The following is a 14,565-nucleotide window of genomic DNA, read 5'->3' as shown; positions in this document are numbered from 1 at the left end:
TGAGGTCGAACTAAAAGTAAAGATCGTTTTCAGTGACGGATGAAACGCGTGCCGTCAGCTGACCGCAGCCCATCGGCCCCCGTCCCCCGACTTCAACCCGGCGGCGGTGCTGGAGATGCCGGCCACTGCCCGGCCCAAGGCGCTGGTATGGACCGGGGGACCGGGTCGAGGAATGGCATCGTGAGTTCCGTGACTATCGCACGGCGGAGAGGGCGCGGCGCGGTGGCCGGAGGGTCGATCCGATCGATGCCTATGTCCGGGTGTCGCGTCCGTCGTCGGTGATGGTGTGGACGCCGGAGCAGACCCGGCTGTTTCTGGAGGAGGCCAGGAGACATCGGCTGTTCGCCTTGTATCGGCTGATCACGCTTCGAGGGCTACGACGCGGGGAGGCGTGCGGGCTGCGTTGGAAGGACGTCGATCTCGACCAGGGATCCGCGCGTATCGCCTGGCAGTTGGTGCAGTTGGCGGGGCAGATTCACGAGGGCAGGCCCAAGACCGATGCCTCGATGCGTACCATCGCGCTGGATGCCGAGACGGTCGGGATCTTGCGGGCGCACAGGCGGCGCCAGCAGGAGGAACGGCTCGCGGCGGGGGAGGCGTGGAAGGAGACCGGGTTTGTGTTCACCCAACCGGATGGGGATCGGCTGCACCCGCAGCACGTGTCCGACCAGTTCTTGTGGTTGGCCTATCTGGCGGGGTTGCCGCCGGTCCGGCTGCATGATCTCCGGCCTGGGCCGGGCCACCGACAACGGCGTCACCGAGGCCGAGCTGATCGAAGCGATCAGCCACCTGGCCTTCTACGCCGGCTGGCCCCGCGCCATGTCCGCCATGACGGTCACCAAAGATCTCTTTCGCGCCCGACCGGCCCGTCCTGCGAAAGGAACAAACATCATGGAGCTGCTGAAGCGTCCCGCCACCGGCAAGCTGCCGGCCGAGTGGTTCACCGGCGACGTCTTCGCCGACGTCATCTACCGAGGCCACGACGCCTCCGCGATGCGGGCGAACGCTGTGCACTTCACGCCCGGTGCCCGCACTGCCTGGCACTCCCACGGCAGGGGCCAGGCCCTGTACATCGTGGAGGGGATCGCCCTGATCCAGTCCCGGGGCAGCCCGATCCTCCGAGCCCACCCCGGGCAGGTCATCTGGACTCCGCCCGGTGAAGAGCACTGGCACGGCGCCGCCCCCGACCAGTTCATGACCCACATCGCCCTGTGGGAAGGCGATGAGGTCACCTGGCTCGACCACGTCACCGACGCCGAATACACCAGCCCTCCCACCGACCACCCCACCTGAGATCCCCGGCCACCCGACCTTGGACGGCCTGGGGCAGCAGGCCCCCGCGACCGGAACCGACCGAATCGAGCAAGGGAGTATCCGCCATGCGTGGAGCCATCCTGTACGGCCCCCGAGACGTGCGCGTCGAGGACCGTGACGCGCCGAAGATCCTCAAGCCCACCGACGCGATCACCCGCACCTTCGCCACCTGCGTGTGCGGGTCCGACCTGTGGGACCATCGCGGCATCAACCCCGTCAAAGACCCCGCCTCCATCGGCCACGAGGCGTGCGGCACCCGCCGAGACGACGAGACTTCGGCGGGTGTCAACCCGATTGCGCGCTGTCGTGGTGGTGTGAGCCGATTATCCGTAGGTCACGGACCTGAGACGGTCTGGAGGGTACCGCCACTGGCGAACCAGTTGACTGGACATGCCGCGATCGACACCGGATATGGGATGTTCGTCACCCAAGCGCCATAGACCGTCCGGCGGCTTCCGTCTTCCCGTGCGCAGTAGGCGACGGCGCGGTACCCGTCGACGCCGGGGTAGGTAATCGTGCCGCACTTGCCCTGCCAGCCATCATAGTTATTCCACTGTCCGCTCCAGCAACCAGACGGTGCGGCTTGGGCAGCAGCCGCGGGCAGCACCAGCGTTGCCGAGACCCCCAGCGCCGCGGTGGCCAGCACGCGTAACGCGATTGAACGTATACGCATCTTGTTGCCTAATCGAGCGGTGTTCTTCACGCCATCTCCCTCGTCTACGTATACGGCATCCACCGTGATCATTCCTGATCTTCGTCGATGCTCCCGATCTTGAGCAAGGTGTCTGAAGTGCTACACCGCCGTACCCGGAGAACATCCCGTGGGTGGCCATGACCCAGCGGAGCCGTCATTGGTAGCTGACCTGGCGTTTCATCGGGTCTTCGTTCCGGCGCACAGTGCTGCGTCGACCGTGCTCTCCAACGCCTTGCACAGAGTGCGGGTACGGAAGTCGGAGGAGACGCAGGTGTAGCCCTGCTGACCGCTCCGGATCTCGATCACTCCTGAGGAGGCCGTCGGTCAGGACCTGAAGAAGTCGACGACGTCGTCCCCGTACGGGTCCCGCGCCGTCCCACCGGCACGCGGAGCCTTGATGGCGGTGGCATTGACGTTCCAGCTGAACCGGGTGGCCACCGCCACCGACTGCATCGGATACCCCTCGCCCGGCCGCCAGATCGCCTGCACGACGATGGGTCTGCCGGACAGGTCGGTCGAGATCCCCCAGTGCAGGGTGATCCGGCTGTATTTGGGATTCAGCCGCCCGCCGAGCATCTGATTGAACGGCTTCGACACCTTGAACAGCTGCCCGAACGTGGTCGTGCCGCGGTAGCCCCAGGTCTTGACGGCCCGGTTGTCGGCGTCGCGGAGGGTCGGGCCCGACTTGCTGCTGGACGCCGAGGCGACCAGGGCTTTGAGCGTGCCGAGGTCGAAGACGTCGATGATCTGGTCGCCGTACAGTGCCGCGCCACCGGCCGCGCTGCCCAGCCGCACCCACGACTTCCCGCCGTAGGCCGGCCCCGCGCCGTACAGCACGCCGCCGACGCCGCGTACCTTGTGGGCCGCCGAGCCGACCTTGGCGAGGTCGGCCGCCCGGCGGTCACCACCCGCGGCGTCATCCCGCAGGAGCTGCAGGTGGCACTCACCGAGCGGCATCGACCGCGTCACGTCGGCGGCGATCACCCCGCCTCGGCCCAGCCGGGCCACGCCCGTCAGGTGGGGGTCACCGCTGCCACCCCGGCACGCGCCGCGTGGCATCTCGCGGAACCGGGGATCGTACGGCCAGTCAGCCGCGGTGTGCTGCACGACCTTCACCGACTGACTGTGGGCCTGCAGCCGCTGCACCGCCGCGACCACATCGACGGCCGCCGCGGTCTGGGCAGGAGCCGGCACGGTCGCCAGTCCCACCACACCCGCCATCGTCACTGTCCAGCTCATGGGAAGTGATCATGCCATAGGCCCGTGCTCGCCCCGCCCGCTAGTGATCATGGTGCGACGCCGCGCAACCACACCGAAGCACCCACCTCTGCGCCGACAGCGCCGCGCAAGACGGCACCGCAGGCTCTGGACCAACTTTCCAGAGGGCCGCGACAGGCTGTTTCGAGCGATGCGATCGCCGCAGGGCGGATGACCGTGCCCAGCGTGGGTGTCCTGTCTCAGAGGGCGCCGGGCGCGCAACTCCGAGGGCTCCTGCCCTGCGTGACCTGGCCACCTCCGACCTGGTGCACGCGCGCATTCGACGGCCTCGCCAAGGCCGTCTCGGGCACGGGCTTCGCTTCCGCGCAGGCAGGGCTGGGCATGAATTCCCGCCATTTTTCTGTCATTAGTTCGGGGTTATTGTTTCGCCATCTCTCGGATTCCTTTGTCTGGATATCTCGTAATCCGGCATAAATTCATTCCTGCGGAGGTGGCTTCTTCATGCGTGTAGGGCTCTTGCGGATCGCCGGCGCTCTCGTGCTGGCCCTGCCGGGCACGGCGGCCATACCGGCCGCCGTCCATGCGGATGAGCCGTCATCGGTGGTGATCGACTCCTCCGAGACAACCCAGGGCGTCGTACGGCTCGCCGGCCGATTCACCGGGGCGTACGACGTGAACATCGTGGTGAACGGCGAGCGGATCGAGCGCGCCAGGGTGAGCGATCTGGACGCCGACGACTCCGGCACCTGGTCCTATGACCTGGACACCAGCGAGATGGACGGCGAACTCGAGATCTACGCCAAGGCGACGAATGCGGCGACGCGCTACGGAACGTGGTCGAGGCCACTGACGCTGCGCGTGGACAACCCGCGCGCCAGGGCGCCGAAGGTGTCGATCGCCGAGCCCGCGGATGGGGCGAGCCTCACCAGGCCCGCGACGGTGCGGGTGAACATCACCGGCGCGGACGTGCATTCGGTGCGGGTCCGGGTCAACGGCGGCCCATGGAAGAACGCCTCCGGCGCGAACGGGCGGTACGTGACGGTGGTGGATCCGGCGAAGTACGGCGACGTCATGGCCAGCCTGGAGGCGGAGGCGGTCGACGCGCGCGGCAACGTGTCCAGGTCGGCCACCCGGTACGTGGCGCTCGGCGCGGCGAAGAAGGAACGCCCGGTGCGGCACCAACAGGACCGGGCGATGTGGATCTGGGAGAAGGCCTCCTACAACCTGGTGCTCAACCCGGGATCGCGCCGCCTGCTGGAGACCGTGCTGAGGCCCGGCTCGACGATCTACCTGGGAGTGGACACCTACGCCGGGCGCGACTTGATCGAGGACGCGCGCTCCGAGCTGCGCGACCTCGTGGCCTGGGCGCATCGCCGGGGGATGAAAGTGCACGCCACGGTGGCCGGCGGGACGCGTCCGCCCTATCTCGGCGCGCTCTCCCGATATCGCGACCGCGCGGTCAGGGAGATGGAACGGGTTCTCGACTACAACCTCTCGTCGGCGCCGGCCGAGCGCTTCGACGGGATCAACGTCGACATCGAGCCGTACATCCTGCCCTGGTTCGGGAGCACCAAGCCCGACGTGCAGATCCAGTGGCTGGACACGCTGCGGGCGATGATCGCGCGCCGGGACGCGTCCGGGCAGCCCCTGCTGTTCGGCCCCGCCGTGCCCCGGTGGCTGGACACCTCCGCCTGCTGCACGGACATCCCGTACGGCGGGACCACCCGCACCATGGCCGAACACATCCAGGACATGACGGACTACATCGCGATCATGGATTACCGGGACCAGGCGGACGGCAGCCCCGGCATCATCGCGCAGGCCGAGGGTGAGATCGCCTACGCCGAGCGCATCGGCAAGCCGCTCTCAGTGGTGATCGGGGTGGAGACCCTGGACATCGCGACCAGCGGAGACCCGCACACCATCACCTTCCGCGAACAGGGCAGGGACGCGATGGAGGCGGAGCTGGCGAAGGTCTACGGGGCGTTCTCGGACAGCCCCGCCTTCGCCGGGGTGGCGCTCCACCACTACGACTCCTATCGGGAACTGCCCACGATCTGGGGCCCCTCGGCAAAGTGGCCCGCGCCGCCCGCCGACTCCGGGCCGCCCACGGGCGTCGACTCGCCGCCGAAGGCCGTCGCATTCGACCACTCCACGGTGGACCTGACCTACGGGCGGGCCCACGACGACGCCGAGGTCGACTTCTATGAGGTGCATCGGTCGGTGGAGCCGGGCTTCACTCCCGGACCCGGCACCCTCGCCAGCCGGGCGCGCGGCCTGACCTACACCGACACCGGGCTGCTGCCCGGCACCGCCTACACCTACCGGGTCGTGCCCGTGGACGTGGCCGGACACCGCGGCCCCGCGTCGGATCCCGTCTCTGTGACGACCGGGAGCACCGACCTGCGCCCGATGGTGGTGGAGTCGATGGCCGTCAAGCTTGAGGGCGGCGCGGCGCGAGTGCGGCTGCGCGTCGTGGACAAGAAGACCGGTGAGCCGGTGGCCGCCACGGTGCGCGGGCGGTTCACCTTCTCCGCGGGGCGCTACGTGACGGTGACCGCGGACGCCGACGGCTGGGCCACCGCGACGTCCGAGGTCTTGGTACAGCCGACGGGCCAGGTCGGATTCGCGGGCCACCGGCTGACAGCTCCCGGCCGCTACTGGGCCAGCGCCTATGACCGGGACAGGGACGTCTCAGCCCAGTGGTGACGACCCCGCCGCCCGCAGGGCCACCTCCCGCCTGAGGCGGCCCTGCGCTGCGATTTAAAGGAAGGAATTCATCCCTGTTTTCTGCAGAATTAGCGATGAATTCGTCATTGACATTGCCGCGATATGACAAGAAGAATCCCGTTATGGAGCCACTGGACGGAATGAATTCCCTCCCAAAGGGAAGGCGATACCGCACTCTCGCGGCACGCCTGCGGCAGGAGATCGTGCAGGGCCGCTGGCCGGTCGGTGGCAGGTTGCCGACCGAGTCCGAACTGGCACAGACCTACTCGGTCGGGGTCAACACCGTGCGCCGCGCGGTCGACCTCCTGGTCGAGGAGGGGCTCGTCCGGCGCCGGCAGGGGTCGGGCACGTTCGTGAGCGCCTCCGTCAGACCCTCAGGCACCACCGAGGCCAGGCCGCGGCTCATCGGCGCGCTCGTCCCGTCGACCACCTACTACTTCCCCCAGGTCGTCCAGGGGATCGAGCGGGCGGCCACCGCCGCGGGAGTGCAGCTCGTGCTCGCGTGCTCCAACTACGACCCCGGCGTAGAGCTCGCGCAGATCCAGCAGCTCGTTGACGTCGGGGTCGCGGGTCTGCTGCTGGTGCCCAACCTGCACCTCGCCGCGGACCCCGCCGCGCACCTGGCCCGCCTGCGCGAGCTGACCGTGCCGTACGTGCTGGTGGAACGCCGGCCGGCCGACCCCCGCCCGGCCGACTCCACGTCCTACGTCTGCACCGACGTGCAAGGCGGCGGCTACGCGGCGGTCCAGCACCTCAGCGGGCTCGGCCGGAGCCGGATCGGCTACCTCGGCAGAATCGGCACCGCCACCTCCGAGGAGGTCTTCGCGGGATACCGCCAGGCCGTCACCGACCTGGGTCTGCCGGAGATCCCTGAGGCGGTGGCCCGGCAGCCCGTCTGGACCGGACCCGACATGCTGGCCTACGCCAACTCGCTGGTCACCGCGAAGGTGCGCGCGGTGGTGTGCCTCGGAGACCGCGAGGCCACCGCGCTCCTGCCCTACCTGCGCCGGGTCGGCCTGACCGTCCCCGACGACATCGCCCTGGTCGCCTACGACGACGAGGTCGCCGACCTGGCCGAGGTGCCGCTCACGGCGGTGTCCCCGCCCAAGGCAGAAGTCGGCCGCATGGCGACCGAGCTGCTGCTGCGCCGGGTCGAGCTCGGTCCCGTCGCCCCGATCTGCCGTGTCGTGCTGCAGCCTCGCCTGGCCGTACGGGCCTCCTGCGGAGCCGCCTCCGGCACCCTCGTCGAGGTCCGCGTCCCGATGTGACGCCGACCTTCATCCCCTCACCCCCTGCCCCCCTTTTCCTGTTGGAGGACTCAATGAGAGTGCGCATGCTCGCCGCCGCCGCGGTGGTCGTGCTCACGGTGGCCGGCACGACGTCGTGTGGCGGCTCGGCCGACGGCTCCGGAGCGGTCACGCTGCGACTCGGCTTCTACGCGGCGGCGGGAGACCCCGCCGACACGACCATGCGGGAACTTGTCAAGGAGTTCTCGGCCGCCAACCCGTCGATCAAGGTGGAGCTGGAGGTCGCGCCGTACGTCAAGTTCTTCGAGCGGCTGCGAACCCAGATCGCCGGCGGCCAGGCGCCGCAGGTGTGGCTGTCCGACGGCGTGCTGGTGCAGGAGTTCGCCGCGCGCGGCGCCCTCGCCGACCTGACTGACAGGGTCAGCACCGTCAACGCCGCCGACTACTCCGGCATCGAGCTGAACAAGGACGCGAAGGGCCGGATCTACGGCTTCCCGCAGGGCGCCCAGACACCGGTGCTGTTCTACAACAAGAAGATGTTCGCCGAGGCCAAGGTCGCCGAGCCGACGGCCGACTGGACCTACGACGACTTCGCCGCCGCGGCCAAGAAGCTCACCAAGGACACCAACGGCGACGGCAAGCCCGACACGTACGGGTTCCGCGCCTACTCGCCGGGCTTCACCGAGAGCTGGTGGCCCATCATCAAGGCGTACGGCGGCGACATCGTCACCGAAGGCAACCGCAAGGTGGTCGTCAACAGCCCGCAGTCCAGCGCCGCGCTCGACTGGATGCTCGCCGCGATGGGCAAGGACGGGTTCGCCCCCGACTACGCGACCACGGAGGCCCTCGGCAAGGGCGTCGTCCACACGCTGTTCGCCACCGGCCGGGTCGCGATGTCGTACGGCATCTACGCCCGCACCCTGCCCGCGAAGAGCGCGGGCGTCGACTTCGGTGTCGCGCCGATGCCGAAGGGGCCGGCCGGCCGCGGCAACGTCGCGATCGTCAACTCGTGGGTGGTCAGCAAGGCGGCCTCGGCGGCGCAAGCAGACGCGGCGTGGAAGTGGATCATGTTCTTCTCCGGTGAGGGCCCGCAGCGCAAGTGGGCCGAACTCGGCGAGGCGATCCCGATCAACAAGCAGGTCGCCTCCTCGGCCCTGCCCGCCGAGCAGAGCAAGGCGTTCCTCGAGTCGCTCGACGCGGCCACCGACCTCGGCACCAACGCCGTGTGGTCGGAGTACACCGAGGCCCTGGCCAAGCGGATGAACGAGGCGCTGTCGGGCGCCACGCCCGTCGCCACCGCGCTGGAGACCGGGCAGAAGGAGGCACAGGAGGTCATCGACCGCTTCTACGCGGGACAGACGCAGTGACGATGCTCACCAGACCACCGGGGAAGGCGGCCGCCGCACCGCGGCCGCCCGCCCGGATACGGCACGTGGGAGAGCGGGCCTGGGCGTTCGCCTTCGCCTCGCCCTACCTGCTCCACCTGGTCGTGCTGGCCGCCTGGCCGCTGCTGGCCTCGCTGGTCTTCAGCATGACCGACTACGACCTGATGTCCTCGCCCAGGTTCGTCGGTTTCGGCAACTTCACCCGGCTCTTCAGCGACGGCGTCTTCTGGCAGACGCTGGGCAACACCGCGTACTTCGCCGTGCTGTTCGTGCCGACCCAGACGGCGCTGGCCCTGGCCCTGGCGATCGCGCTCAACCAGCGGCTGCGCGGCATGGCCCTCTTCCGCGCGGCCTACTTCGTACCCGTCGTCTCCTCGTGGGTGGTCGTCGCGTACGTCGCCGACGCGGTCTTCAACCCGCAGACCGGCATCGCCAACCAGGTGCTCGGCTGGTTCGGGCTGCCCGCCGAGAACTGGTTGCAGGACCCCGCGCTGGTGATCCCCACGCTAGCGGCCGTCGCGGTGTGGAAGGGGGTCGGCTACATGATGGTGCTGTTCCTCGCGGGCCTGCAGGCCATCCCCGAGGAGCGCTACGAGGCGGCGAAGATCGACGGCGCGTCGGCCTGGAACCGGTTCCGGTACATCACCCTGCCCGGCGTCTCCGGCACCACCTTCCTGGTGCTGGTGCTGACCTCCATCGAGACGCTGCAGTCGTTCGAGCAGGTCTTCGTGATGACCGACGGAGGCCCTCACGGGGCGAGCGAGCTGACCGTGCTCCACCTCTACCGGCAGGGCTTCCAGTTCTTCCAGATGGGCTACGCCTCGGCCATCGCGTGGGTGCTGTTCGTGCTGGTCCTTGCGCTCACGCTGGTGCAGTTCCGTCTCCAGCGCAGGTGGGTGCACTATGCGTAGAACCATCTCCTACGTGCTGGTGCTCGCGGGTGCCCTCGTCATGCTGGTGCCGTTCGTGGCGGCACTCGGGAACTCGCTCAAGAGCTTCGCCCAGTACATCCAGGTGCCGCCGGTGTGGATCCCAGATCCGGTCCAGTGGGACAACTACGCGGAAGTGTGGCGGCGTACCCCGTTCGGGCTCTACCTCGTCAACAGCCTCGTGATCGCGGTCCTCGCCGTGGCCGGCAACGTGCTGACCAGCGCGATGGTCGGCCACGCCCTGGCCAGGATGCGCCTGCCGGGCAAGCAGACGCTGCTCGCCATGGCACTCGGGACCATGATGCTGCCGACCGTCATCACGATCGTCCCAAACTTCCTGCTGTTCCGCTCGCTGGGCTGGCTGGACACCCTGCTGCCGCTCGTCGTGCCGTACTGGCTGGCCACGCCCATCGGGATCTTCCTGATGCGGCAGACCTTCCTCGGCATCCCCAAGGACTTCGAGGAGGCCGCGGGCCTTGACGGAGCCAATCCCTGGCAGGTGTTCTGGCGGGTCCACCTCCCGCTGGCCAAGCCGGCCCTGGCCACGCTGGCGGTCTTCACCTTCACCACCTCGTGGAAGGCCGTGCTGGAACCCACCATCTATCTCACCTCACCCGAGAACTACACGCTGCCGGTCGGCGTGCTGAGCCTCAAGGGCCAGTTCGTCGGGAACGACCAGCTCGTCACGGCTGCGGCGATGATGAGCCTGCTGCCGATGCTGGTCGTGTTCATCCTGGCCCAGCGTTACTTCGTCCGCGGAACCATGTCCGCGGGACTCAAGGGCTGAGGCCCTCCGTCCCATCCAGGAAGGAAATCGTGACAACAACATCCGGGCTGCGCCTGGGCGTCATCGGCGCGGGCACCATCGCCGAGCTCCACGTGGCCGCCGCTCGTCAGACGGCCGGCCAGGTGAAGATCGCCGCGGTGTGCGACGTGCGCGCCGAGGTGGCGGAGAAACTGGCCGCGGAGGCCGGCGCCCGCGTCTTCACCGACCATCGCGAGATGATCGACGCGGGCGGCCTCGACGCGGTCGTGATCACCGTCCCGCACGCCCTGCACGCGCCGATCACCCTGGACGCCGCCGCGGCCGGGCTGCACGTGCTCTTGGAGAAGCCGATCGCCACCACGCGCGAGGACGCGATCCGCATGATCGACGCCTGCCGTGCGGCAGGAGTCGTGTTCACGGTCGGGCACGTCCTGCGCTTCGTCCCGACGCTGCGCGCCGCGGCCGCCTATCTCGCGTCCGGCGAACTCGGCCAGGTCGTGGTGGCCTCGGAACGGCGTACCGCCGACTACGCCGACCCTTCGAGGCCCCGCTGGTTCCTCGACGCCGACATGGCCGGCGGCGGGATCGTGCTCAACGTCGGCACCCACAGCATCGACAAGCTCCAGATGCTCGTCGGCTCGCCGATCGTCGAGGTCACCGGCCACATCGCCGGACCCGCCGGCGCATCGGTCGAGACGGAGGCGGTGGCCCTGGCGCGGCACGCCGACGGCACCCGCTCGACGATCTCCGTCACCGGCACCGGCCTGCCGTTCACCGACGAGGCCGAGCTCGTGTGCGGCGAGGGCGCGGTCAGGATCAGCCGGGGCGAAGGCGTCTGGTCCTTCCGCGGAGGCGTCGCCACCCAGGTCGCCGCCCCCGAGCCCGGCGAGATGACCAAGGCGTTCGCCGCGCAGCTCGCCGACTTCGCGCACGCCTGCGCGGCGCGGAGCGCGCCCCAGGTCACGCCGGAGTACGCGCTGTCCGTCCTGGACGTCGCCCTCGCCGTCTACGAGTCCGCCCTCAACGGTTCCACCGTCACAGTGAAGGGACAGATGTGAACCCGATCGCGTTCAGCACGCTCGGCATGCCGGGCGCCCCCGCCGACGAGGTGATCGCGGTGGCCGCCAAGTACGGCTGCGCCGGCGTGGAGCTGCGCTGCGCCGACGGCGAGATCGTCGCGCCGGACACGTCGGCCGCCGACCTGCGTCAGGTCCGCCGCGCCTTCGACGAGGCAGGAGTCGAGATCGTCGCCGTCTGCTCCTACACGCGCGTGGCGCGGCCAGACGGCGACACCGTGGCCGAGGTGCTGCACCACGTCGAGATCGCCGAGGCGCTCGGCTCGCCGTTCGTGCGCGTCTTCGGCGGGGTCGAGGGACAGGACGATCCGGCCGCCGCCGCGATTCGGAGGCTCGCGGAGGTGGCGGACCTGCTGCCGGACAACGGCGTCGACGTGCTGCTGGAGACGCACGACGTCTTCCTCACCGGCGAGGCGATCGCCGGAGTGCTCGCCGGGGTCGGCTCGCCACGGGTCGGCGCGCTGTGGGACATGGTCAACCCGTGGCGCGCGGGCGAGACGGCCGCCGCCACGGCGGACGCGCTGGCACCGTACCTTCGGCACGTGCAGATCAAGGACGCGGCGGCGCCGACCGAGCTGGCCCCCGTGCTGCCCGGCCGGGGCGCGGTGGGGGTGCCCGGCGTGCTCGCCGAGCTCGACCGTCTCGGCTACACGGGCTATCTCGCGCTCGAATGGGAACGCGTGTGGTACCCCGACGCGCCGCCCGTCGGCGATGCCCTCGCCGCTTTCCGCGAGGTGCTCGGGCGATGATCTCCCCGCTGATCCCGCAGGTCACTTCGTTGATCCCAGGGCCAGGACTGTTCCCGCTCGGCCACGGCACGCAGGTGAGCGGCCCGCACGCCGGGACGGCGCGGGACCTGCTCGGCCTGGAGTCGGAAGGCGGCGGCGCCGGGGAGATCACCCTTCACCTCGTGGACGACCCGTCCCTGGGGGAGGAGGGGTACACGCTCACCGTCACCCCTGACGAGGCCAGGATCGCCGCGGCCGGACCCGCCGGGCTGCGCTGGGGCGTCCAGACGCTGCGCCAGCTGAGCGGGCCCGGCGGCGTGCAGTGCTGCACCGTTCGCGACGTGCCCAGGTACACCTGGCGCGGCGTGATGATCGACGTGGCTCGCTGGTGGCGTCCGATCTCCTTTCTGCGGGCGTACGTCGACCTGCTGGCGTTGCACAAGTTCAACGTCCTGCACCTGCACCTCACCGACGACCAGGGGTGGCGGTTCGAGGTGCGCGGCCACCCGCGGCTCACCGAGGTCGGAGCCACCCGTGCCGAGTCCTCGGCCGGTCACGCACGGGAGGGCAGGTTCGACGGGACCCCGCACGGGGGCTTCTACACCCAGCGAGAGCTGCGCGGCCTGGTGGACTACGCGGCCGACCGCGGCGTGACCGTGGTCCCCGAGATCGAGTTCCCCGGGCACTCCCAGGCCGCGATCGCCGCCTGTCCCTGGCTCGGCCACACGCCCGCCGAGGTGCGCACCTCGTGGGGAATCTCCTCGCACGTGCTCAACGTGAGCGATCGCGCCGCCGGGTTCGCCCGTGACGTGCTCGACGAGCTGAGTGAGGTGTTTCCGTCCAGATTCATCCACATCGGCGGTGATGAGGTCCGCAGCGGCGAATGGGCGTCCAGCCCCGACGCCTTGCGGCGGGTGGCGAGCGAGGGGCTCGCCGGCCCCGAGGCGCTGCATGGCTGGTGGGGGCGGCTCCTCGCCGATCACCTGCGCGGGCTCGGCTGCCGTGCGGTGGCCTGGGACGACATGTTCGACCACGACCCGCCCGAGGACATGGTGATCATGGCGTGGCGGGGTGTGAACCGGGTCGAGGCCGCGCTGCGGGCGGGCCACGACGTGGTCGCCGCCCCCCACACGCACACCTATCTCGACTATGCCGAGTCGGACGCCCCGGGAGAGCCGGTCAGCATCGCCGGGCCGCTTCCGCTGGAGACTGTCTACGGGTACGACGCGGGGGAGGGCGTCCTCGGCACGCAGGCGCAGCTGTGGGGCGAGTACCTCCCCACCAGGGAACGTTTCGACTACAACGCCTTCCCCCGCCTGTGCGCCGTCGCCGAGGCCGCCTGGTCCTCCGGCAGGGACCTCGGCGACTTCACCCGGCGGCTGACCGCGCACCTGCCGCTCCTAGACCGGCTGGGCGTGCGCTACCGGAGGCCAGACGACGAAGGAGCGCGACATGTTCACCTCTGAACGGGAACTCGAGGACCGGCTGGCCACCCCCTCGGCGGCGCTGGTCGCCGACGTCGGCGAGTTGGACGGCGACCTCGTCGTGCTCGGCGCCGGCGGCAAGATGGGGCCGAGCCTGGTCCGGCTTGCCCGGCGAGCGCTGGACGCCGCGGGACGCGGCTCCGCCCGCGTGTACGCCGTGTCGCGCTGGTCGGACGACGCCGCCGCCAAGGAGCTGGCGGAGCAGGGCGTCGACGTGGTGCGCCACGACCTGATGGGCGACGACGACCTCGCCGGGCTGCCCGACGCGGCGAACGTCGTCTTCATGGTCGGCGCCAAGTTCGGCACATCGGCGGCGCCGTACCAGGCGTGGGCGGTCAACGCCGCGCTGCCCGCCGCCGTCGCGCGGCGCTACCGCGACTCGGCGATCGCGGCGTTCTCCACCGGCAACGTGTACCCCCTGGTGGACGTGGCCTCCGGCGGGAGCGCGGAGGACGACCGGCCCGGACCGGTCGGCGAGTACGCGATGAGCTGCCTCGGCAGGGAGCGCGTCTTCGAGCATGCCGCCGCTTCGTACGGCACCCGGGTCACGATCCTGCGCCTCAACTACGCCGTGGACCTGCGCTACGGCGTCCTGGCGGACATCGCCGCTACCCTGGCGGCGGGCGAGCCGGTCGACCTCACGACCGGCCACGTCAACGTCGTCTGGCAGGGATACGCGAACGAGGTCGCGCTGCGCTCGTTGCGGCACGCGCGGGCACCGGAGGCGTTCACGCTCAACCTGACCGGCCCTGAGACGGCCTCGGTGCGGCGCACGGCCACCCGGCTGGCCGCAGCACTCGATGTCGAGGCGACCTTCACCGGCCAGGAGAGCGGCACGGCGCTGCTGAACGACGCCTCCCGCTGCCACGGCCTGTTCAGTTACCCCGACGTGCCGCTCGACACGCTGATCGCGTGGCAGGCCGGCTGGCTGTCACGCGGGCTGCCCCTGTCAGGGAAGCCGACCAGGTTCGCGGTGCGCGACGGGAGGTTCTGA

At 69.9% G+C, this 14,565-nt stretch carries 12 protein-coding genes and 1 pseudogene; 11 read left to right on the top strand and 2 right to left on the bottom strand.

All coding sequences use genetic code 11. The annotated features are described in order from the left end of the window. Window positions 1–281 precede the first annotated feature (281 nt). Window positions 282–668, top strand: a pseudogene (locus ACWENQ_RS15720) (tyrosine-type recombinase/integrase); the annotation flags it as partial. A gap of 49 nt (window positions 669–717) precedes the next feature. Beyond that, window positions 718–1,293, top strand: a complete 576-nt coding sequence (locus ACWENQ_RS15715) for a (R)-mandelonitrile lyase (RefSeq protein ID WP_452414693.1) — start codon at window positions 718–720, stop codon at window positions 1,291–1,293. A 355-nt stretch (window positions 1,294–1,648) separates the two neighbouring features. On the opposite strand, the gene ACWENQ_RS15710 is transcribed toward ACWENQ_RS15715, so the two are convergent. Together ACWENQ_RS15710 and ACWENQ_RS15705 are read right to left on the bottom strand one after the other, a co-directional pair. Then, on the bottom strand, window positions 1,649–2,059 hold the full coding sequence (locus ACWENQ_RS15710; RefSeq protein WP_449919301.1) for a hypothetical protein: 411 nt from the start codon (window positions 2,057–2,059) through the stop codon (window positions 1,649–1,651). A 273-nt stretch (window positions 2,060–2,332) separates the two neighbouring features. Further along, window positions 2,333–3,247 carry a hypothetical protein gene (locus ACWENQ_RS15705; protein ID WP_452414691.1) on the bottom strand — a complete coding sequence of 305 codons (915 nt, stop codon included), beginning with the start codon at window positions 3,245–3,247 and terminating at the stop codon, window positions 2,333–2,335. Window positions 3,248–3,727: 480 nt separating this feature from the next. Here ACWENQ_RS15705 and ACWENQ_RS15700 point away from each other — a divergent pair, with 480 nt between their 5' ends. The 9 genes from ACWENQ_RS15700 (at window position 3,728) to ACWENQ_RS15660 (ending at window position 14,565) form a co-directional block, all read left to right on the top strand. After that, window positions 3,728–5,935: an Ig-like domain-containing protein gene (locus tag ACWENQ_RS15700; protein WP_452414690.1), complete on the top strand. Its 2,208-nt coding sequence runs from the start codon at window positions 3,728–3,730 to the stop codon at window positions 5,933–5,935. A gap of 161 nt (window positions 5,936–6,096) precedes the next feature. Further along, the gene (locus ACWENQ_RS15695; protein ID WP_449919306.1) at window positions 6,097–7,224 is read left to right on the top strand and encodes a GntR family transcriptional regulator; all 1,128 of its coding nucleotides are present in this window, start codon (window positions 6,097–6,099) and stop codon (window positions 7,222–7,224) included. Between the two features lie 53 nt (window positions 7,225–7,277). Continuing rightward, window positions 7,278–8,570, top strand: a complete 1,293-nt coding sequence (locus tag ACWENQ_RS15690; protein WP_449919308.1) for an ABC transporter substrate-binding protein — start codon at window positions 7,278–7,280, stop codon at window positions 8,568–8,570. Between the two features lie 2 nt (window positions 8,571–8,572). After that, complete coding sequence (locus ACWENQ_RS15685; protein ID WP_449919311.1) at window positions 8,573–9,499, top strand: carbohydrate ABC transporter permease; 927 nt, start codon at window positions 8,573–8,575, stop codon at window positions 9,497–9,499. After that, window positions 9,492–10,304, top strand: coding sequence for a carbohydrate ABC transporter permease (locus tag ACWENQ_RS15680; RefSeq protein WP_449919313.1), 813 nt, complete (start codon window positions 9,492–9,494; stop codon window positions 10,302–10,304). Before ACWENQ_RS15685 ends, ACWENQ_RS15680 begins: the two co-directional genes overlap by 8 nt. Before the next feature lie 29 nt (window positions 10,305–10,333). Beyond that, window positions 10,334–11,341, top strand: a complete 1,008-nt coding sequence (locus ACWENQ_RS15675; RefSeq protein ID WP_452414688.1) for a Gfo/Idh/MocA family protein — start codon at window positions 10,334–10,336, stop codon at window positions 11,339–11,341. Next, window positions 11,338–12,108: a sugar phosphate isomerase/epimerase family protein gene (locus ACWENQ_RS15670; protein WP_452414686.1), complete on the top strand. Its 771-nt coding sequence runs from the start codon at window positions 11,338–11,340 to the stop codon at window positions 12,106–12,108. Before ACWENQ_RS15675 ends, ACWENQ_RS15670 begins: the two co-directional genes overlap by 4 nt. Further along, on the top strand, window positions 12,105–13,553 hold the full coding sequence (locus ACWENQ_RS15665; RefSeq protein ID WP_452414684.1) for a beta-N-acetylhexosaminidase: 1,449 nt from the start codon (window positions 12,105–12,107) through the stop codon (window positions 13,551–13,553). Before ACWENQ_RS15670 ends, ACWENQ_RS15665 begins: the two co-directional genes overlap by 4 nt. Further along, entirely contained in the window at window positions 13,540–14,565 is a 1,026-nt protein-coding gene (locus ACWENQ_RS15660; RefSeq protein WP_452414683.1) for an NAD-dependent epimerase/dehydratase family protein, read from the top strand. The genes ACWENQ_RS15665 and ACWENQ_RS15660 overlap by 14 nt, the downstream gene beginning before the upstream one ends.

The sequence above is a fragment of the Nonomuraea sp. NPDC004354 genome, assembly GCF_053602555.1.
This window is presented reverse-complemented; position numbering and strand designations above follow the sequence as displayed.

Bases quoted from the DNA above. Each gene is read 5' to 3' on its own strand.
- ACWENQ_RS15690 (WP_449919308.1), top strand. From the start codon at position 7,278: ATGAGAGTGCGCATGCTCGCCGCCGCCGCGGTGGTCGTGCTCACGGTG.
- ACWENQ_RS15700 (WP_452414690.1), top strand. From the start codon at position 3,728: ATGCGTGTAGGGCTCTTGCGGATCGCCGGCGCTCTCGTGCTGGCCCTG.
- ACWENQ_RS15705 (WP_452414691.1), bottom strand. From the start codon at position 3,247: ATGAGCTGGACAGTGACGATGGCGGGTGTGGTGGGACTGGCGACCGTG.
- ACWENQ_RS15680 (WP_449919313.1), top strand. From the start codon at position 9,492: ATGCGTAGAACCATCTCCTACGTGCTGGTGCTCGCGGGTGCCCTCGTC.
- ACWENQ_RS15695 (WP_449919306.1), top strand. From the start codon at position 6,097: ATGAATTCCCTCCCAAAGGGAAGGCGATACCGCACTCTCGCGGCACGC.
- ACWENQ_RS15660 (WP_452414683.1), top strand. From the start codon at position 13,540: ATGTTCACCTCTGAACGGGAACTCGAGGACCGGCTGGCCACCCCCTCG.
- ACWENQ_RS15665 (WP_452414684.1), top strand. From the start codon at position 12,105: ATGATCTCCCCGCTGATCCCGCAGGTCACTTCGTTGATCCCAGGGCCA.
- ACWENQ_RS15715 (WP_452414693.1), top strand. From the start codon at position 718: ATGATCTCCGGCCTGGGCCGGGCCACCGACAACGGCGTCACCGAGGCC.
- ACWENQ_RS15710 (WP_449919301.1), bottom strand. From the start codon at position 2,059: ATGATCACGGTGGATGCCGTATACGTAGACGAGGGAGATGGCGTGAAG.
- ACWENQ_RS15685 (WP_449919311.1), top strand. From the start codon at position 8,573: ATGCTCACCAGACCACCGGGGAAGGCGGCCGCCGCACCGCGGCCGCCC.